Here is an 18,726-nt window from a genome sequence, read left to right as displayed (position 1 = left end):
CCCTGATGAGCGATCGATCAATACGTTGTGTGACTGTGATGCTAGCCGCAGTTCGGCGCCCCCTATCGTGAGGATCACCACACGATGAATAACCTCAGGTCATGAGCATTGCGCACGAACCGGCGGTGACCGGTCGCACGAACACCCAGCGGCTGTTCGGGCTCGGTGCGCCGACCCGGGACATCGACGACCGCGGCGAACCACTCAATCGTATGAGCATGGACATCGCGGCGCTCGCCGCGAAGACCGCCGACATCTCGTACGGCGGCGTCCTCGCCGTGCTGCTCGACGACCTCCTCGGATTCACGGTGTGGGACCGGCGCGGAACACGCGACGGCCTGGTCACGGCCGAGTTGTCGATGGACGTCGTCACGCCCCGGCGGTGGCGGGGCCCGACGCTGTGGGCGGAGAGCCGGCTCCTCGCGGTCACCGCCGACGGCGGCACCTCCACCGCCCGCGTCCACGATGCGGCGGGCACCCTGATCGCCACCGGCACCCTGTGGGGCAACTTCGTGGACCTGCCGGCGGCGGCGCCGGGCGGCGCCGCCCTCCCCGAGTTCCCGCAACCGGGGGTCGCGCCGCTCGATTGGATCGGCGGGCGGGTCGAGGACGCCGGTACGCGGGTGGTGGTGCCGGCGAACCCGCTGATCGCGAACAAGCTCGGATTCGTGCACGGCGGCGTCCAGGCCTGTGCGACGGACCTGGCCGCGAGCGCGGCCCTGACCGGTCGGGGCGCGGACATGGACACCGCGTCCGTGCGGATCAACTATTTCCGCCCGGTTCCCCTGGACTGCGACACGACGTTCACCGCGGACGTGATCCGGGCCGGCCGCGCGGTGGCGACGACCCGGGTGGCCGGGACGTCGGGCGGGCGGGTCTGCGTCGAGGCGACGGTGACCGGGCGCCGCCGGCTGCCCTGACCGGCGCTCGCGGCGCCCCGGACCGGTCTCCCGGGTAGCCTGGTGCCCTGTGAAGAGACGCCTCGGGGACCGCAGGGTGATCGGCGTCGCAGTGCTGGTAGTCGCGCTGGTCGTCGTGGCGCTGCTGGCCCCGCATCCGTCCGTGCTGCAGGTGCGGGAATGGGCGCACTCCGTCGGTCCGGCGTTTCCCCTCGTCTTCTTCGCCGTGCACGCGGTGGTGACGGTGTTCCCGTTCCCCCGCACGGTGTTCACGCTCAGTGCCGGATTGCTGTTCGGCGCGTGGCTGGGCATCGCGATCGCGGTGCTGGCGTCGACGCTGAGTGCGGTGCTCGCCCTCTACCTGGTGCGCGCCGTCGGCCGGGACGTGGTGTGGCAGCGCATCTCCAACCCGACGATCCGGCGGGTGGACGAGCGGATCGCCCGGCGCGGCTGGCTCGCGGTGGGGTCGTTGCGGCTGATCGCGTTCGTTCCGTTCTCGGTGGTGAACTACTGCGCCGGCGTGTCCTCGATCCGGCTGGTCCCCTACGTGCTGGCCACGGTGATCGGTGTGCTGCCGGGGACCGTCGGCATCGTCGTGCTCGGCGACGCGCTCACCGGGGAGACGAAGCCGGGACTCCTGGTGCTGTCCGCGGTGTGTATCGCCGTCGGAATTGCCGGGCTGGTGGTGGATTCCCGGCGGCCGCTGGACGGGTCCGGTGACGCGGTGCCGGACCCGGTCGTCGACCACCCCGCCGAGACGAGTCAATCCCGCAACCTTGAAACCTCGAAGTCAAGCTTTGAGTCTTGACATCGCAGTTTCCAGTTTCTAACCTTGACCTGTGTTCGTGTTGACGGTCGACCAGCGCGGCAGCCGCCGCGACATCGACCGTGTCGCCCCACTCCTCGCCGAATTCGCGCACCGCGACCTCGTCCGCCCGTTCCAGCGGACCGCCGGCGACGAGGTCCAGGCCGTCGTCGCTGACCCGGCCACCGTCGTCGACCTCGCCCTCGACCTCGTCGCCCGCGAACACTGGAGCATCGGCATCGGCGCCGGACCCGTCGAGGAACCCCTCCCCACCGAGACCCGGGCCGGGCGCGGCCCCGCGTTCGAATCCGCGCGGATCGCCGTCGACCGCGCCAAGAGCGCCCCCGGCCGGGTGGCCGTCGAGGGTCCGGACCCGGACGGCGCCGCCGACGCGGACACCGCGCTCGCCCTCGTCGCGGTCCTCGTCGCGCGCCGCACCGAGGAGGGCCGTGAGGCCGTCGAGCAGATGCGGCGCGGCTCCACCCAGACCGAGGCGGCCCGCGCGCTGGGGATCAGCAAGCAGGCCGTCTCCCAACGACTCTCCACCGCGGGCTGGCACGTCGAGACCGCGGGACGACGACTGGCCGAACGACTCCTACGCAAGGCGGACACGTGAGCACCCTGGCCCTCATCGCCCTCGCCGTCGCCGCGCTCGCACCCCTGGTGCTCGCGGCGCCCCGCGGCCCCCGCTGGATGTCGCAGTGGGCTGCGCCGATCGTGGTCGTGCTCGCCCTGACCGTCGCGGCGGTCGCCGCGTCCGCCACCACACCGGTCACCGGATTCGCCCTCGCCGCGACCCTCGTCCTGTGCGTGGCGGCCGCAACTACTGGCGGGGCGCCGCTCGTGCTGGCCGCGTTCCGCATCGCGCGCCGCCAGCCCGACGCCGGATCCGACCCACGACCCGACGCCGGGCCGCTGCGCGGCGGACGGATCATCGGCCTCCTCGAGCGTGCCGCCGTCGCCGTCTCGATCCTCGCTGCCTGGCCGGAGGGCATCGCCGTCGTCCTGGCGGTCAAGGGACTGGCCCGCTACCCCGAACTGCGGGAGGCGCACGCGTCGGAACAATTCATCATCGGCACGTTCACCAGCGTGCTCTGGGCGGTCGCGGTGTGCGGAACGGGACGCGCCCTCATCACGTAGAGGCCCTCCCGGGACCTCCCCCGGTGTGGGACATTCACCCCGGGGGTGCGCGAAACCAGCCCTGGGGGTGATGGGTTTCCGCCTCGGCGCGGACGAGAGTCGTACTCGTCCAGTCCGAGGGAGAGAGCATCCGTGCCTACCGATTTCGTGTCACACGTCCGCACCCAGGTCGCCGTGTACGGCGACGACCGGTCCTACGTCTACCACCGCGAGGTCGGCCGGGAACTCGTCGCCGAGACGGTGACCTACCGCCAACTGGACCGGGACGCCCGCGCGCTGGCGGTGTGGCTGTCGACGCGGCCCGAGGCCGCGCACCCGGTGATGCTGCTGTACGTCGACGGGATCGACTTCCTCCGCGCGTTTCTCGGATGCCTCTACGCCGGGGTGGTCGCCGTACCCGCACCCGTCCCGCACGACGGGCGCAGCATGCAGCGGGTCGCGACGATGTTCGCGGACGCCGACGTGCGCCTCGTGCTCACCACGTCCGCGGTCGCCGAACCGCTCGACAGCTGGATCCGCGAGTCCGGGCTCGCCGCCCCGGTCTCCGTCGCCGCCACCGACACCGCCGCACTCGGTCACCCCGACCGCTGGCGGCTGCCCGTCCTCGACACCGGCACCCTGGCCTTCCTCCAGTACACGTCCGGTTCCACCAGCGAACCGAAGGGCGTGATGGTGACCCACGGCAACCTGCTGCACAACGCGGCGGCCATCACCGACGCAATCGGTGGCGACGACACGGTGACCGTCGCCGGCTGGCTCCCGCACTTCCACGACATGGGGCTGATCGGCATGCTGCTGTCGCCGCTCTACGCCGGCGGCAACCTCGCGTTCATGTCGCCGACGGCCTTCCTCAAACGGCCGGTGCGCTGGTTGCAGCTGATCGACCGGTACCGCGCCGACATGACCCTCGGCCCGAACTTCGCGTACGACCTCCTCGCCCGCCGGATCCCCGACGACCAACTGGCCGGACTGGACCTGTCCTCGGTGCGGGTGGCCCTGAACGGGGCCGAACCCATCCGGCCCCGCACCCTCGACGCCGTGATCGACCGGCTCGGGCCCGTCGGTTTCCGGGCGGGCGCCTTCCTGACCGCATACGGCATGGCCGAGGCGACCCTGCTCGCCACCGCCGGCGAGGTCGGCTGCGCCCCAAAATATCTCGACGTCGATGCGGCCGCGCTGGAGCGCCACGAACTGACACCGCAGGCCGGCGGCGCCCGACTGGTCGGCAGCGGCAGGCCCTTCGGGTGCGACATCCGCATCGTCGACCCGCACACCGGCCGCGAGCAGCCGCCCGGCCGGGTCGGGGAGATCTGGATCTCCGGCGGCAGCGTCGCCGCCGGCTACTGGCGACGGCCCGGCGAGACCGCGGAGAAGTTCCACGCCACCCTCGACGGCGACGGACCGTACCTGCGCACCGGCGACCTCGGGGTGTTCGACGACGGGCACCTCTACGTCACCGGCCGCCTGAAGGACCTGCTGATCGTCAACGGCCGCAACCTGTACCCGCAGGACGTCGAGGAGGCCGTGCGGGACGTGCATCCGGCGCTCACCGGGTCCGCCGGGGTGGTGTTCGCGCTCGACACCGGGCAGCACGAGCGGCTGCTGGTGATCCACGAGGTCAGGACCGCACTGATCGACGACCTGACACTGCCCGCACTCGCCCGCCGGATCAGGGTCTGCGTCGCCCGGGCCTTCGACGTCCCCGCGCCGAGCGTGGTGCTGGTCGACCGCCGCGGCGTGCACCGCACCACCAGCGGAAAGGTCCAGCGCAGCTCGATGCGCGCCTCGTTCCTCCGGTCCCGCGTCGACGCCGTCCTGCACGAGGAGATCGACCCGGCGGTGCAGCGCCTCCGGACCACCACCACTGTGCCCGCCTGACCCCCCCGCTCACCGACCAGGAGAATCCGATGCCCGCCCCCGAGCAGTTCACCCGCCGCGACCTCGCCCCCGTCATCGACTGGCTCGCCGGCCGGGTCGCCGACCACACCGAACGGCCGGTGCACGACATCGACCCGCACCTTCCGCTCGCCGAACTGGGAATCGAATCGGTGTCCGCGGTGAGCCTGTGCGGCGAGATCGAGGACCGCTGGGACCTCGAACTCGATCCCACCGTGGTGTTCGACTATCCGACGATCGCCGAGCTGGCCGTCTTCGTCGTCGGCGAAACCGCACCGCGGCACCGGAAGGCGTCATGACCGACGTCGCGATCGTCGGCCTCGACTGCCGCTTCCCGCAGGCCCCCGACGCCGCCGCCTTGTGGAGCCTGCTGATGGGGAGCGGCGACGGCATCACCGACGTCCCCACCGGACGCTGGAACGCGGACACCGTGTTCGACGCCGCCGGTGGCGCCGGCTCGGTCAACAACCGCAGCGGCGGATTCGTCGCCGACGCGGACGCCTTCGACCACGACTTCTTCGGCATCGCACCCCGCGAGGCCGCGGCGATGGACCCGCAACAGCGGCTGCTGCTGCAGTCGGCGTGGCGGGCGTTCGAGGACGCCGCACTCGATCCGCGGGCCCAGGCCGGTTCGAACACCGGCGTGTACGTCGGCGTCATGGCCAACGAGTGGAATCTCCAGATGCGCGACCTGTCGCGCATCACCGCCCAACTCGGCAGCGGCAACGGCTATTTCATGACCGCCAACCGGATGTCGTACCAGCTGAACCTGCAGGGCCCGAGCATGGCGATCGACACCGCCTGCTCGTCGTCGCTCGTCGCGGTCCACCTGGCCTGCGCAGCGCTGCGGTCCGGGGACTGCGACCAGGCCCTCGCCGGGGGCGTCAATCTCACCCTGACCCCTACGGTGAACGTCTTCTACACGCAGGCCGGGCTGTCCGCGCCGGACGGCCGGTGCAAACCGTTCAGCGGGGCGGCCGACGGAATCGGCCGCGGCGAGGGGGTCGCGGTACTGGTGTTGCGCCGGCTCGCGGATGCGCGGGCGGAGGGCCTGCCGATCTACGCCGTCATCAAGGGCAGCGCCGTCAACAACGACGGCCGCAGCAACGGGATCACCGCCCCCAACCGCTGGGCCCAGCAGCAGGTCGTCGAGAAGGCGTACCGGCGGGCGGGTGTCACGCCCGCACAGGTCGCGTTCGTCGAAGCGCACGGCACCGGGACGGTGCTCGGCGACATGATCGAGATCAAGGCGCTCGGTCACGTCCACGCGGTGCCCCGCCCGCGGCCGTGCGCGATCGGGTCGATCAAGGGCAATCTCGGTCACACCGAGGGCGCCGCCGGGGTGGCCGGACTGATCAAGGTCGCTCTCGCGCTGCACCACCGGGTGGTGCCGCCCAGCCGCGGCGCGGCGGACGTCAACCCGCGGCTCCGGTTGGCGGACAACGGTCTTGCGCTCCTGTCGGAGCCGATGCCGTTGCCCGGCGGCGACGTGCACGGCGCCGTGAGCAGTTTCGGGCTGGGCGGCACCAACGCCCACCTGCTGCTGGCCGCGGCGCCCGCCGGCGATTCGCACGCGGCGAGTCCGGGCGGCGGCGTGCTCACCCTGTCGTCGAACGACCCGGACGGCCTCGCCCGCACCGCCGCCGCCCTGGCCGACGATCTGCTCGCCCACCCCCACACCGAGCTGGGCCGGGTGTGCTGGAGTACGAACACCGTCAAGGCATCCGGGCGCCACCGGCTGGCGCTCCCCGCCCACGACCGGGAGGACGCCGTCGCGGCGCTGCGCGCGGCGGCCCGCGACGAACACCTGCTCGCGTCGCTGTCCGGGACGGCCCGCCCCGTCAGCGTCGGCTGGTTCTTCACCGGGCAGGGCGCGCAGTACCCGGGAATGTCCCGCACCCTGCACGAGAAGCACGGCACGTACCGGCGGGCGCTGTCCGACGTCGACGAGCGGATGACGCCGCACCTGGGCCGCTCGGTCCAGGAGGTGCTGTTCGGCGCCGGCGAGGACATTCACCGGACCGAGTTCGCGCAGCCCGCCCTGTTCGCGGTCGAGTACGCGCTGGCCCGGACGCTCGGTGAACTGGGCATCGAACCGGCGTGGCTGATCGGGCACAGCGTCGGCGAATACGCGGCCGCCGCGCACGCCGGCGTGTTCGGCCTGGACGACGCGTGCCGGCTGATCGTCGCGCGGGGACGGCTCATGCAGCAACTGCCCGCCGGCGGCACGATGCTGGCGGTGCGGGCCACCCCGGACGACGTCTCCGGCCTGCTCGCCGGCGAACCCGCGGCCGCACTGGCGGCCGTGAACGGGCCGCGGGACGTGGTGCTGTCGGGGGCGGCAGACGCCGTCGACCGGATCGGTGCCGCGCTCACCGCCGCCGGAGTCTCCGTCCGCCGGCTCACCGTCTCGCACGCCTTCCACTCCCCCTCGATGGCGCCGATCCGGGACGCGTTCGCGGAGGTCGCCGCCGACTGCACGTACGGGCCGCCCGAGATCCCGATCTTCTCGACCACCCGGGGGCGGCTGCTCGACGTCGACGAACCGATGGACGCGACCTACTGGACCGACCACCTCGCGGCGACCGTGCGGTTCGCGGACGCCGCCGCGGCCGCCCTGACCTGCGATCCGACCCACCTGATCGAGGTGGGTCCCGCACGAATCCTGTTGTCGCTGACCGCCCGCGCCCATCCCGGCTCGCCGGCGCGGCACCTGGCGCCGTGCCCCGGCCCGGCCGCCACCGGCGACGAACTTCCCGCGACCGTCGCCGCCCTGTACCGGGACGGCCACGACCCGGCGTGGGACGCGCTGTACGAGCCGGGAGCCCGGGTCCGCCGGCGACTGCGCGGCTACCCGTTCGCGACCACCGCCCGCTTCTGGACACCCGAGAACGCACCCGCAGACGTGGCGCAGCCCGCCGCACCCGCAGACGTGGCGCAGCCCGCCGCACCCGCACCACCCACCGTCACCGCCGAACCCGAGGACAGCACCATGGACCAACTGATCGCCCTCTTCCGGGAGCAGGCCGCCGTGCTCGCTGCCGCCGCCGCGGTTCCCGGGACGGCCCTGCCGGTCCCGGCGGCGGCACCGGACACCGGGCCGGATCCCGCGGCGGCGAGCGGCGACACCGCAACCCGGGTGCGCGCGGAGGTCGCACGGGTCAGCGGATTCCCCGCGGCCACGCTGACGGCGGCGCAGACGATCACCGGCGACCTCGGATTCGACTCGATCATGATCACCGACCTGTTCGGCGGATTGCGCCGCGCCTTCCCCGGTCTCGCCGTCGAAGCGGACTGGTTCACGCCGTGCCGCACGATCGGCGAGGTGATCGACCACGTGGCGACACACCGTCGGCCCGGATCGCCGCGCACCGCGACGCCCGTCCCGGACCCGGAACCGTTGGTGGCACCCGAGTTCCGCATCGCCGAGTTCCCGGAGGTGCAGGCGCTCGCCGCCCGGCTGACCGCCGCCGAGGGGCTCGGCGTCACCAACCCGTACTTCCTCGTCAACGACGGTGTCACCCGGGACACGTCGACGATCGGCGGCGCGGAGGTCCTCAACTTCTCCAGCTACAACTACCTCGGCATGTCCGGCCACCCGGCCGTCGTGTCCGCGGTCCAGGACGCCGTCGCCCGCTACGGCAGCTCCTGCTCGGCCAGCCGCGTGCTGTCCGGGGAGAAACCGGTCCACCGCGAACTCGAGGCCGCACTGGCCGGGCTGCTGGGAACCGAGGACGCCATCGCCCTCGTCAGCGGGCACGCCACCAACGTCACGGTCATCGGCCACCTTCTCGGGGAGGGTGACCTGGTCGTCCACGACAGCCTCGCGCACGACAGCATCCTGCAGGGCTGCGCACTCTCCGGCGCCACCCGGCGCCCGTTCCCGCACAACGACCACGCGGCGCTCGACGACCTGCTCACCGCGATCCGCTCCCGGTACCGGCGGGTCCTCGTTCTCATCGAGGGCGTGTACAGCCAGGACGGTGACATTCCCGACCTGCCCGCGATGATCGCGGTGAAGAAGAAGCACCAGGCGATGATGATGATCGACGAGGCGCACAGCATCGGGGTGCTCGGCGCCACCGGCGGCGGCATCGGCGAGTACTTCGGCGTCGACCGCGACGACGTGGAACTGTGGTCGGGCACGACGTCGAAGGCGCTCGCCGGCTGCGGCGGCTACGTCGCGGGCAGCGCCGAACTGATCCGGTTCCTGAAGTACACGACGCCCGGCTTCGTCTACAGCGTCGGGATGACCCCCATGAATGCCGCGGCGTCCCTCGCGGCGATCCGGCAGATGCGTGCCGAACCCGACGCCCTCCACCGGTTGCGTCGCAACTCCCGGCTCTTCCTGCAGCTCGCCGCGGACGCAGGAATCGACACCGGCGACAGTCGGGACACCCCGGTCATCCCCTGCATCGTCGGGGATTCACTCCGCACCCTCGCGCTGTCGGGGGCGCTACTCCGGCGCGGCATCAACGTCAACCCGATCCTCTACCCGGCGGTGCCGGAGAACCTCGCCCGGTTGCGGTTCTTCGTCACCTCCTGCCACACCGAGGAGCAGATCCGGTCCACCGTGGCGGCTCTCGCCGAGGAACTCGCCGCGACCGTGTAGGCGGGCGGTCAGCCGCCGTGCGGGGGAACGGGCGGCGGCAGCTGCCCGGGTGCTCCTCCCGGGTACAGCGGCGCGTGCTCGTCGGCGCCGCCGGGCTTGGTGAGCGGACCGTCGACGGGTTGTCGCGCCTCGACCTCCGCGGCGCGGACGGCCTGCGCGATGGCCGGATCGGACTTGGTCTCGAACCAGTCGGCGACCTCCTCCGAATCGTCCTCGGGCTTGGGCAGATCCTCGTCCGTGGTGGAGGGCTCGTACCGGAACACCCCGTCCTGCCCCTGCGCGCCGAGCGTCTTCGCGAACCCCTTGAGGGCGTCGCCGAAGTCGCTGGGCACCAGCCACACCTTGTTCGCGTCGCCCTGCGCCATCTGCGGCAACGTCTGTAGGTACTGGTACGCGAGAAGCTCGGGGGTGGGTTTGCCGGACTTGATTGCGGCGAACACCTTTTCGATCGCCTTCGCCTGACCCTGCGCCTGCAGGTACTTGGCGGCCCGGTCGCCCTGCGCCCGCAGGATCCGGGACTGCCGCTCACCCTCCGCGGTGAGGATCGACGCCTGCTTCGCGCCCTCCGCGGCGAGGATGCGGGACTGCTTGTCGCCCTCCGCCGTCTTGATCGCCGATTCCCGGTGCCCCTCGGCGGTGAGGATGGTGGCCCGCTTCTCGCGGTCCGCCTTCATCTGCTTCTCCATCGACTCCTGGATCGACGGCGGCGGATCGATGCTCTTGAGTTCGACCCGGGCGACGCGCAGACCCCAGCGGCCGGTGGCCTCGTCCAGCACCCCGCGCAGCTGCCCGTTGATGGAGTCACGCGAGGTGAGCGTCTCCTCCAGCGTCATGCCGCCGACGACGTTGCGCAGCGTGGTGGTGGTCAACTGCTCCACACCGACGATGTAGTTGCTGATCTCGTACACCGCGGCCTGCGGGTTGGTGACCTGGAAGTACACCACGGTGTCGATGTTCAGCGTCAGGTTGTCCTGGGTGATCACCGGCTGCGGCGGGAACGACACCACCCGTTCGCGCAGATCCACCTTGGCCCGGATCCGGTCCGCGAACGGGATCAGGAACGTCAGCTGCCCCGACACGGTCCGCGAGTACCGGCCGAGTCGCTCGATCACCGCGGCCTCCGCCTGCGGGACCAGCGCCACCGATTTGGCCACCACCAGCGCAACGAACAACACGAGCACGATCAACACGATGAGTGCTGCCATCTACGGTCCCCTCCATACGACGGCGGTCGCGCCGTCAATTTGCATTACCGTCACGGTCGTTCCCGGTGGATACACTTCGGTGCTGTCGAGTGGGCGGGCCGTCCACACGTCCCCGCCGAGTTTGATCTGCCCCGCGTGCTCGGCGACCTCCTCGAGCACCAGGGCCTGCTTGCCGGTGAGCGCCTCGATCCCCGTCGGGGTCGGCGGCGGTGTCTCGAACTTGCGCAACAACACCGGGCGCACCCCGAGGATCAGCGCGAGGGACAGCACCCCGAAGATCACCGCGTCGACCCAGACCGGGAAGTCGGTGATCGCGGTGACCCCGGCCGTGGCCAGCGCACCGCCCGCCAGCATGAGGAGGAAGAAGTCCCCCGTCAACGCTTCGGCGGCGGCGAGCAGCACCCCCGCTACCAGCCAAATCAATGCAGCCACAACACCATCTAACCAGAATCTCCGGAACCGACGGTGACGAAGTCGACCAGCTGTTCGACCGCCCCGATCAGCGGCGCCTCCAGGTCGCGGAACGTGTCGACAGCCGAGTACACCCGGCGCCACCCGTCGCGCGGTGTCCCCCAGCCCAACTCGCGGCACACCCCGGTCTTCCAGTCCTCACCGCGCGGAATCTTCGGCCAGGCCGCGATGCCCACCGCTGACGGCCGGACCGCCTCCCACACGTCGATGAACGGGTGCCCGGTGACGAGCACGTTCGGCCCGAGCCCCTGGGTGAGCTGGGTTTCCTTGGACCCGGTGACGAGGTGGTCGACGAGCACGCCGACGCGTCGTCCCGGTCCGGGGCGGAATTCGGCGAGCCGCTCCCCGAGGTTGTCGAGACCCTCCAGGTGCTCGACGACGACCCCTTCGACGCGCAGGTCGTGCCCCCACACCCGTTCCACCAGGGCGGCGTCGTGCACACCCTCTACCCAGATCCGGCTGGCCAGCGCGGTCCGGGCCCGCAGCCCCTCGACCTTCGTCGACCCCGACGCCGACCGGGTGGCCGGCGGACCGGCGGGCTTCGCCGCGGGGCGCACCAGGGTGACGGGTTTTCCGTCGATCAGGAACGCCGCCTCCCGCATCGCGAACAACCGGGTGCGCCGCGCCCCGTCCTCGAGCCGGACGAAGTCGCCGTCGTAGGTGCGTTCGAACCCCACCACCGCCCCGCAGAACCCGGTGCCCGCGTCCTCGACGACGAGGTCCCGTTCGGCCGGAACCGTCGGTGTCACGGGCTTCCTCGCGCGTGGGTGTCCGGAAAAGATGTCGCCGTATCTGTCGCCTCCGCTCACGGGCGCTGACGCTATGCCAGCGGCGCCGTTACACACACGCCGCCACGCCGACATATGCTCGTTTATCGTGACTTCACCCAGCGCCACTCTCACCGTGTGGGCCAGTTCCTGGCTCGCCGGGAACAGTGCACCCGACGACGTCATCGACGCCCTCCACGCGTGGGCGCCGATGCATCTCGCCTGCGCGGAGGATCAGGACACGGCGCGGCGCACCGGACTGCCGTGGCCCGACCCGCAGGACGCCGGGGTGACGGCGTTGCTGCAGACGATGCGCCGTTCCGTGTCGCAACCCGAGACCGAGATCCGGCTGGTCCTGCCCGGGCCGGGGGATGTGCGCGGGCTGCCCGCCGGCACCGGGTTCGCGTCCGCCGCGATCGGCACCGGCGAGGGTGTCCTCGTCGGGCCGCCCGGCCGGTCCGGGACGGGGCTCGTCCCGCACGTCGAGGGTCCCGACGTGCTGCGGTGGACGGTGTCGACGATCGAGCGACTCCCCCTCGACGCGCACCACACCGGTCTGGGTGAGGCCGAGTTCACGATGCGGGAGGCGGTGCGCGACGCCGCGGCCGCGCTCGAGGCCCTGCACATGCTCGATTCCGGTTTCGGCGCCGATCCGCGGGCGCTGATCGCCGATGCGCTGGCGAAGTCCGCGCTGCACCGGTATCCGACGACGATCGCGCCGCGGGCGCTGCGGATCCTGGACTCGGCCGATCAGGTGGCCGCGATCCTCACCGTCGCCGAGCAGATGGCCCCCGCCCGCACCGTGTCCGCGTCGGGCGCGGCCACCCTCGAGGACCTGCTGCGGCCGCTGCGGTCGGCGGTGCGCTCGGCGCGCACCGCCGCCGTCAATGCGTGTGCGCGGGACGGCCTGACGGCCTGACGACGGCCTTGCAGCACTCGACCGCGCAGGACGCGCCGTCCAGGGTGGACCCGAGCAGCGGCTCGGATCCGAGCCGCGCGGCGGACGCGCCGGTCAGCTGCTCGGTGACGAGTGCGACGACGAGTTCCGCGAACCGCCGATCCGTCCCGGGTGTGGCCGCGCGCACGAAGTCGATGCCGAGTTCGGCGGCCTTGTCCCGCGCCTCGGTGTCCAGGTCCCACACCACCTCGAGGTGATCGGAGACGAAACCCACCGGGCACACGATCACCGCGCGCACACCGTCGCCGGCGAGGGCGTCGAGGTGGTCGCAGATGTCCGGTTCGAGCCACGGCACCTGGGGTGGCCCGGACCGGGACTGCCACACCAGATCGAAGTCGTCGAAGCCGGCGGCGCGGGCGGTGAGCCTCGCGGCCTCGGCCACCTGCCGGCTGTAGAGGCGACCGCCCTCCGCGGGCGGTCCGGCGTTCACGTCCGCGGAGACGGGCACCGAGTGGGCGGTGAACACGAGCCGCGCGTCCGCCCGGTGCTCGGCGGGGAGTTGCGCGGCGGCCGCGCGGACGGCGTCGGCGAACGCCCCGACCAGCAGCGGGTGATCGTAGTACTGCCGCAGCTTCAGCAGGTGCGGCGCCCCGTCGCCGGCCGCGGCCCGCGCCCGGGAGACGTCCTCGTGGTACTGCCGGCACCCCGAGTACCCGCCCCACGCCGACGTCGGGAACACCAGGGCCGAGCGGACACCGTCCGAACCCATCCGGGCGACCGTGTCCTCGACCATCGGATGCCAGTTCCGGTTACCGAAATACACGGGCAGATCGATTCCGGCGCTTGCCAATTCGGATTCGACACGGGAGATGATGTCGCGGTTGAGGGCGTTGATCGGCGACACACCCCCGAAATGCAGGTAGTGCTCGGCGACCGCGTCCAGACGTTCGGGCGGCACCCCCCGGCCCCGGGTGACGTTCTCCAGGAACGGGCGCACGTCGTCGGGCTTCTCCGGACCCCCGAACGACAACAGAAGAAGGGCGTCGAACCGGGAACCGGAACCGTCCGTCGAATTCACAGCGATCATGATCCCCATCTTCCGTGCTGCCGTTCGGGGCGCACTCCCCGGGTAGTGCCCTAGCCGGCCATCGCGTGGGCGCCGCCGTCGACGTAGATGATCGACGCGGTGGTGCCGGGCAGCCAGTCGGACAGCACGGTGCACACGGTCTTCGCGACCGGCTCCGGGTCGTCGACGTTCCAGCCGATGGGTGCGCGCTCGTCCCACGCCGTGTTCAGCTCGTTCATCTGCTTGGCGTCGTCGGTGGCGGTGCCGGCGATGGCCTTGGCGGCGAGGGTCTTGATCGGACCCGCCGCGACGAGGTTGGAGCGGATACCGCGTTCGCCGACCTCCTTGGCGACATATCGGTTCACCGACTCGAGGGTGGCCTTGGCGACACCCATCCAGTTGTAGAACGGCACCGCCCGCGCCGGGTCGAAGTCCATGCCGACGATCGACGCGTTGTCGTTCAGCACCGGCAGCAGCGCCTTCGACAGGGACGCGTACGAGTACGCCGACACCTCGAACGCCACCCCGACGTCGGACCACGGTGCGTCGAAGAACGGGCTGCCCAGGCAGGACCGCGGCGCGAACGCGATGGAATGCACGACGCCGTCGACACCCTCCGGCGCGATCTCCCGGATCCGGTCGGCGAGGCTCGCGAGGTGCTCGGGGTTCTGCACGTCGAGTTCGAGCGCCGGCGGCACCGGCTGCGGCAGCCGCTGCGCGATCCGGTCGATCAACCGCAGACGGTCGAATCCGGTGATGATCACCTTGGCGCCCTGTTCCTGGGCGACCTTGGCGACGTGGAACGCGATGGACGCGTCCGTGATGATGCCGGTGACGAGAATGGTCTTACCTTCGAGCAATCCGCCCATGAGGTGTCCTCCTGTGAAGAAAAGTCCGGGAAGTGGTGTGGTGTTCTAGTGGCCCATGCCGAGGCCGCCGTCGACGGGGATCACCGCGCCGGAGACGTACGCGGAATCGTCGGAGGCCAGGAAGCTCACCACCGCGGCGACCTCCTCGGGCTTCCCCTGCCGCTGCAGCGGGACGGCGCCGGTGATCATGTCCTTGTACTTGTCGTCGAGGACCGCCGTCATGTCGGTGTCGATGAATCCCGGGGCCACCACGTTCGCGGTGATCGACCGGGAGCCGAGTTCGCGGGTCAGTGACCGCGCGATGCCGACCACACCGGCCTTCGACGCCGCGTAATTGACCTGGCCGGGACCGCCGGCGAGCCCGACGACCGAACCGAGGAACACGAACCGGCCGAACCGCGACCGCAGCATCGAGCGGGTGGCGCGCTTCGCGACGCGGAACGCGCCGGTCAGGTTGGCGTCGACGACGGAGGTGAACTGCTCCTCGGTCATCCGCATGATCAGCGTGTCGTCGGTGATGCCGGCATTCGCGACGAGGACCTCGACCGGCCCCTGGTGCGCCTCCACTTCCTTGAAGGCGCGGTCGATCGACTCGGTGTCGGTGACGTCGCACTGGACGCCGAACAGGCCGTCGGGTGCACCCGAGCCGCGATGCGTGACCGCGACCTTGTGCCCGTCCGCCGCGAGGCGCTGCGCGACAGCGAGGCCGATCCCACGGTTGCCGCCGGTGACGAGCACCGACCGGGGAGTGGACACCGTCCGCACCGACGCGTCAGTAGTTTCTGGGGTAGACATGCGGATAAACCTATCTGTTCAGATGTGCAGGAGTGGAAGCGCGGGGCGGCGGTGGAACGCAGATCACGGCAGCCGCTGGCGCAGGACCAGCGCGAGGATCAGCCCCGCCGTGGCGGAGAGGACACCCAGCACGAGCCACGGGCGGCTGGCGTCGCCGCGGGTGGTCTCGAACCCGATCTGCTCCTCGAGGGTGTCGTAGACGTCCCGCAGTTCCTCCAGGCTCGACGCCGTGAAGAAACTGCCACCGGAGAGATTCGCGATCTCCCGCAGCGACGGGTCGTCGACCGGAACCGGGATGCGTTCGTCCTCGATCTCGACCTTGCCGTAGCTCGTGCCGAACGAGATCGTCGAGATGGGAACGTCCTTGTCCTTCGCCTGCCGGGCCGCGGTGAACCCGCCGCGCGGATCGTCCGGGTTCTCGGGAACCGTCTGCTTGCCGTCCGAGAGCAGCACGATGCGGGCCGGCGGCGCCTGGTCACTGCCGCCGAGCACCGCGGCCAGCGTGTCGATCGACTGCAGCGACGTGAAGATCGCCTCGCCGGTGGCGGTCCGCTCGCTCAACTGCAGATTGTCGATCGCGACCTTCGTGGCCTCCCGGTTGGTGGTCGGCGACACCAGCACCGACGCGGTGCCTGCGAACGCGACGAGACCGAGGTTGATGCCGGGGGTGAGCCCGTCGGCGAACGACTTCGCGGCGTCCTGTGCGGCGGCCAGCCGGGTCGGTTCCACGTCGGTCGCCTTCATCGACAACGACACGTCGATGACGAGGATCACGGTGGCCCGGTTCCGCGGAACCCGCTTGTCCTCCGTCGGGCCGGCCAGCGCCACGCTGAAGAACACCAGAGCCAGCACCATCAGCAGCGCCGGAATGTGCCGGGACCGGCCCGGCCGCGACGGCGCGACCTTCTCGAGCAGCGCGTAGTTCGTGAACCGGAGGGTGTGCTTCTGCCGCTGCCGCTGCACCCACACGTATCCCGCGACCAACGCCCCGACCACCAGCAGGAACAGCAACCACCACGGTGAGGTGAACTGCGAAAGACTCACCGGCGGGACCTCTGGTTCGTCGCGGTCCCGTAGCTGTGTTTCCGGGCGGACACGAACCGCACCACGTCCGAGATCCAGTCCCGGTCGGTCCGCAGGCTGAGCAGCGGGGCCCCGCACCGCCGCAACGACTGCTCCACCTGCAGGCGGTGCTCGTCCGCGGCGCGCGCGAAGTCGGCGCGCAGTTGCGGTGTGGTCGTGAACTCGCGGGTCCTGCCGGACTCCGGATCGTGCAGCACTACATCCCCCAGGTCGGGTAATTCCAGATCTCGCGGGTCGAGCACCTCGACACCGAGTACGTCGTGGCGCCCCGAGATGGCCCGCAGCGACCTTTCCCAGTCGATCGGACCCAGGAAGTCACTGATGACGACGGCCAGACCGCGGCGGCGCTGCGGTCGGCGCAGCGACTCCACCGCCCCCTGCAGATCGCCCCGCACCCCGTCCGGGGCGTGCGGGGTGGTCGCGATCCGACGCAACATCGCCTGCGCGTGGATCCGGCCACCGCGGGCCGGGATCCGCGTGGTCTGGGCGCCGGTCGAGACGATCGCCCCGATCCGGTTGCCGCCGCCGCTGGTCAGATGCGTGACGGCGGCGGCCGCGGCCACCACCAGGTCCCGCTTCTCGCACCCGGCGGTACCGAAGTCCAGGCTCGACGACAGGTCGACGACGAGCCACGTCTCCAGCTCCCGGTCCGCGACCGACTGCCGGACGTGCGGGTGCGTCGTGCGGGCGGTCACCGACCAGTCCATCTGACGGACGTCGTCGCCCGGCTGGTACTCGCGCGCATCACCCGGCTCCGAGCCCGGCCCCGGGATCAGGCCCAGATGGTCGCCGTGCAGCACACCGTCGAGACGGCGGCGGACGGTCAGTTCCAGCGTCCGCAACGCCGCGGACAGTTTGGGATCACGAAGTTCGCCGGAGCGAAACGACGGCGGCGGGCCGGCACTCTGCGCACCGGCGGTACGCGCACTCACCGTGGCTGGCTCATCGCCGTCGGTCCGGGCACCGACGTGGACGGGACGGGAGGTCCGTTGTGACCGGCGGGAGCGGCCGGGACCGCCGTCGGCTGTGCGGCGATCTGCGGCAGACCCACCGTCTGCAGCACACGGGAGATCACGTCGTCCGGGCTCACCTCGTCGGCGAGCGCGTCGTAGGACAGCACGAGCCGGTGCCGCAGCACGTCCGGGATCACCTCGAGCACGTCCTGCGGCACCACGTAGTCACGCCCGCGGAGCAACGCCAGCGCCCGCGCCGAGGAGATGATGCCCAGCGTCGCACGCGGAGACGCGCCGTACGCGATCCAGCCGTCGACGTCGGGGAGACCGAACTCCGCCGGCGTGCGGGTGGCCGCGATGACCCGCACCACGTAGTCGACGAGCGCATGGTGCACGAACACACCGCTCGCGACCTTCTGCAGGCGGACCAGTTCCTCGGGGTCGAGAACCTGATGCGGTTCCGGCGCGTCGACACCCATCCGGTAGACGATCTCGCGTTCCTCCTCCACCGTCGGATAGTCGACGAGGATCTTGAACAGGAAGCGGTCGCGCTGCGCCTCCGGCAGCGGGTACACACCCTCGTTCTCGATCGGGTTCTGCGTCGCCATCACCAGGAACGGGTCGGGCATGTGGTACCGCTTGCCGCCGATCGAGACGTGGCGCTCGGCCATCACCTCGAGCAGCGCCGACTGCACCTTCGCCGGTGCGCGGTTGATCTCGTCGGCGAGCACGAAGTTCGCGACGACGGGGCCGAGTTCGGTGTCGAACTCCTCCCGCCCCTGCCGGTAGATGCGCGTACCGATCAGGTCGGTGGGCACCAGGTCCGGGGTGAACTGGACGCGGGAGAACGACCCGCCGACCACCTTCGCGAACGTCTCGACGGCCAGGGTCTTCGCCACACCCGGCACACCCTCGAGCAGCACGTGCCCCTTCGCGAGGAGACCGACCAGGATCCGCTCCACCAGCCGGTCCTGCCCGACGATCACCCGCTTGACCTCGTAGATCGCGCGTTCCAGCGTCTGGACGTCGGCGGCGAGACTGGGTGCGACCGGCTTCGTGAGCACGGTCTGCGTGCCCGCATCCTGTGAGGGTGCCGTCGGTGCGGTGGCGTTCTGGGGACCCGATCCGTTGGCCGCACCCCCGTTCTTCACACCTTCGGGAGCGGCCTTCGCGGGCGACTCCTTCCGGGCTGCACCCTCCGATACCGCATCATCACGTGAGGTCACCAAGAATCCACCGCTTTCACCTAGATCGTTCCGCCCGTTCA

Annotated in this window: 17 protein-coding genes; 8 read left to right on the top strand and 9 right to left on the bottom strand. The window is 71.2% G+C overall.

The genetic code is table 11. The features are described 5' to 3' along the window. Positions 1–101: 101 nt before the first annotated feature. The 7 genes from ACFU5V_RS11785 to ACFU5V_RS11755 all read left to right on the top strand — a co-directional run bounded on the left by ACFU5V_RS11785 (position 102) and on the right by ACFU5V_RS11755 (position 9,352). Positions 102–920, top strand: a complete 819-nt coding sequence (locus ACFU5V_RS11785) for a PaaI family thioesterase (RefSeq protein ID WP_378699271.1) — start codon at positions 102–104, stop codon at positions 918–920. A 49-nt stretch (positions 921–969) separates the two neighbouring features. Beyond that, a complete protein-coding gene (locus ACFU5V_RS11780) occupies positions 970–1,707 on the top strand; it encodes a TVP38/TMEM64 family protein (protein WP_378435857.1) in 738 nt (245 codons plus the stop codon). 31 nt (positions 1,708–1,738) lie between these two features. Next, the gene (locus ACFU5V_RS11775) at positions 1,739–2,320 is read left to right on the top strand and encodes a hypothetical protein (RefSeq protein WP_378435855.1); all 582 of its coding nucleotides are present in this window, start codon (positions 1,739–1,741) and stop codon (positions 2,318–2,320) included. Next, the gene (locus ACFU5V_RS11770; protein WP_378435853.1) at positions 2,317–2,844 is read left to right on the top strand and encodes a hypothetical protein; all 528 of its coding nucleotides are present in this window, start codon (positions 2,317–2,319) and stop codon (positions 2,842–2,844) included. Before ACFU5V_RS11775 ends, ACFU5V_RS11770 begins: the two co-directional genes overlap by 4 nt. Before the next feature lie 132 nt (positions 2,845–2,976). Next, positions 2,977–4,722: a fatty acyl-AMP ligase gene (locus ACFU5V_RS11765; RefSeq protein WP_378699269.1), complete on the top strand. Its 1,746-nt coding sequence runs from the start codon at positions 2,977–2,979 to the stop codon at positions 4,720–4,722. Positions 4,723–4,751: 29 nt separating this feature from the next. Next, the gene (locus ACFU5V_RS11760) at positions 4,752–5,039 is read left to right on the top strand and encodes an acyl carrier protein (protein WP_378699267.1); all 288 of its coding nucleotides are present in this window, start codon (positions 4,752–4,754) and stop codon (positions 5,037–5,039) included. Beyond that, the gene (locus tag ACFU5V_RS11755) at positions 5,036–9,352 is read left to right on the top strand and encodes a type I polyketide synthase (protein WP_378699265.1); all 4,317 of its coding nucleotides are present in this window, start codon (positions 5,036–5,038) and stop codon (positions 9,350–9,352) included. The genes ACFU5V_RS11760 and ACFU5V_RS11755 overlap by 4 nt, the downstream gene beginning before the upstream one ends. An 8-nt stretch (positions 9,353–9,360) precedes the next feature. Here the strand turns inward: ACFU5V_RS11755 and ACFU5V_RS11750 are convergent, their stop codons facing one another. The 3 genes from ACFU5V_RS11750 to ACFU5V_RS11740 are packed head-to-tail and all read right to left on the bottom strand — an operon-like array spanning position 9,361 to position 11,837. Beyond that, the gene (locus ACFU5V_RS11750; protein ID WP_378699264.1) at positions 9,361–10,557 is read right to left on the bottom strand and encodes an SPFH domain-containing protein; all 1,197 of its coding nucleotides are present in this window, start codon (positions 10,555–10,557) and stop codon (positions 9,361–9,363) included. Further along, positions 10,558–10,989 (bottom strand): NfeD family protein, encoded by a 432-nt coding sequence (locus ACFU5V_RS11745; protein WP_005241863.1) that lies wholly within the window; start codon positions 10,987–10,989, stop codon positions 10,558–10,560. A gap of 8 nt (positions 10,990–10,997) precedes the next feature. Beyond that, positions 10,998–11,837, bottom strand: a complete 840-nt coding sequence (locus tag ACFU5V_RS11740; RefSeq protein WP_072942048.1) for a DUF3097 domain-containing protein — start codon at positions 11,835–11,837, stop codon at positions 10,998–11,000. A gap of 67 nt (positions 11,838–11,904) precedes the next feature. On the opposite strand from ACFU5V_RS11740, the gene ACFU5V_RS11735 reads away from it, so the two are divergent. Then, a complete protein-coding gene (locus ACFU5V_RS11735; protein ID WP_378699262.1) occupies positions 11,905–12,714 on the top strand; it encodes a hypothetical protein in 810 nt (269 codons plus the stop codon). Here the strand turns inward: ACFU5V_RS11735 and ACFU5V_RS11730 are convergent. The 6 genes from ACFU5V_RS11730 to ACFU5V_RS11705 form a co-directional block, all read right to left on the bottom strand. Further along, positions 12,680–13,789, bottom strand: coding sequence for a ferrochelatase (locus tag ACFU5V_RS11730; protein ID WP_378699260.1), 1,110 nt, complete (start codon positions 13,787–13,789; stop codon positions 12,680–12,682). The two genes, ACFU5V_RS11735 and ACFU5V_RS11730, sit on opposite strands and share 35 nt — an antisense overlap. 41 nt (positions 13,790–13,830) lie before the next feature. Next, entirely contained in the window at positions 13,831–14,628 is a 798-nt protein-coding gene (gene inhA / locus ACFU5V_RS11725; RefSeq protein WP_005241845.1) for an NADH-dependent enoyl-ACP reductase InhA, read from the bottom strand. Positions 14,629–14,673: 45 nt separating this feature from the next. Beyond that, positions 14,674–15,423, bottom strand: a complete 750-nt coding sequence (gene fabG1, locus ACFU5V_RS11720) for a 3-oxoacyl-ACP reductase FabG1 (RefSeq protein WP_378699258.1) — start codon at positions 15,421–15,423, stop codon at positions 14,674–14,676. 63 nt (positions 15,424–15,486) lie between these two features. After that, complete coding sequence (locus tag ACFU5V_RS11715) at positions 15,487–16,467, bottom strand: VWA domain-containing protein (RefSeq protein WP_378435833.1); 981 nt, start codon at positions 16,465–16,467, stop codon at positions 15,487–15,489. Beyond that, positions 16,464–17,438, bottom strand: coding sequence for a DUF58 domain-containing protein (locus tag ACFU5V_RS11710; RefSeq protein ID WP_378435831.1), 975 nt, complete (start codon positions 17,436–17,438; stop codon positions 16,464–16,466). Before ACFU5V_RS11710 ends, ACFU5V_RS11715 begins: the two co-directional genes overlap by 4 nt. After that, a complete protein-coding gene (locus ACFU5V_RS11705) occupies positions 17,435–18,610 on the bottom strand; it encodes an AAA family ATPase (protein WP_378435861.1) in 1,176 nt (391 codons plus the stop codon). The genes ACFU5V_RS11710 and ACFU5V_RS11705 overlap by 4 nt, the downstream gene beginning before the upstream one ends. Positions 18,611–18,726: the final 116 nt, after the last annotated feature.

The sequence above is a fragment of the Rhodococcus sp. NPDC057529 genome (assembly GCF_042802055.1).
GTDB lineage: Bacteria > Actinomycetota > Actinomycetes > Mycobacteriales > Mycobacteriaceae > Rhodococcus_F.
The sequence above is the reverse complement of the archived record's forward strand: the minus strand, read 5'-3'. Positions and strand labels throughout refer to the sequence as shown.

Coding starts and splice junctions, on each gene's coding strand:
- ACFU5V_RS11750 (WP_378699264.1), bottom strand. CDS start 10,557: ATGGCAGCACTCATCGTGTTGATCGTGCTCGTGTTGTTCGTTGCGCTG.
- fabG1 (WP_378699258.1), bottom strand. CDS start 15,423: ATGTCTACCCCAGAAACTACTGACGCGTCGGTGCGGACGGTGTCCACT.
- ACFU5V_RS11785 (WP_378699271.1), top strand. CDS start 102: ATGAGCATTGCGCACGAACCGGCGGTGACCGGTCGCACGAACACCCAG.
- ACFU5V_RS11760 (WP_378699267.1), top strand. CDS start 4,752: ATGCCCGCCCCCGAGCAGTTCACCCGCCGCGACCTCGCCCCCGTCATC.
- ACFU5V_RS11730 (WP_378699260.1), bottom strand. CDS start 13,789: ATGGGGATCATGATCGCTGTGAATTCGACGGACGGTTCCGGTTCCCGG.
- ACFU5V_RS11755 (WP_378699265.1), top strand. CDS start 5,036: ATGACCGACGTCGCGATCGTCGGCCTCGACTGCCGCTTCCCGCAGGCC.
- inhA (WP_005241845.1), bottom strand. CDS start 14,628: ATGGGCGGATTGCTCGAAGGTAAGACCATTCTCGTCACCGGCATCATC.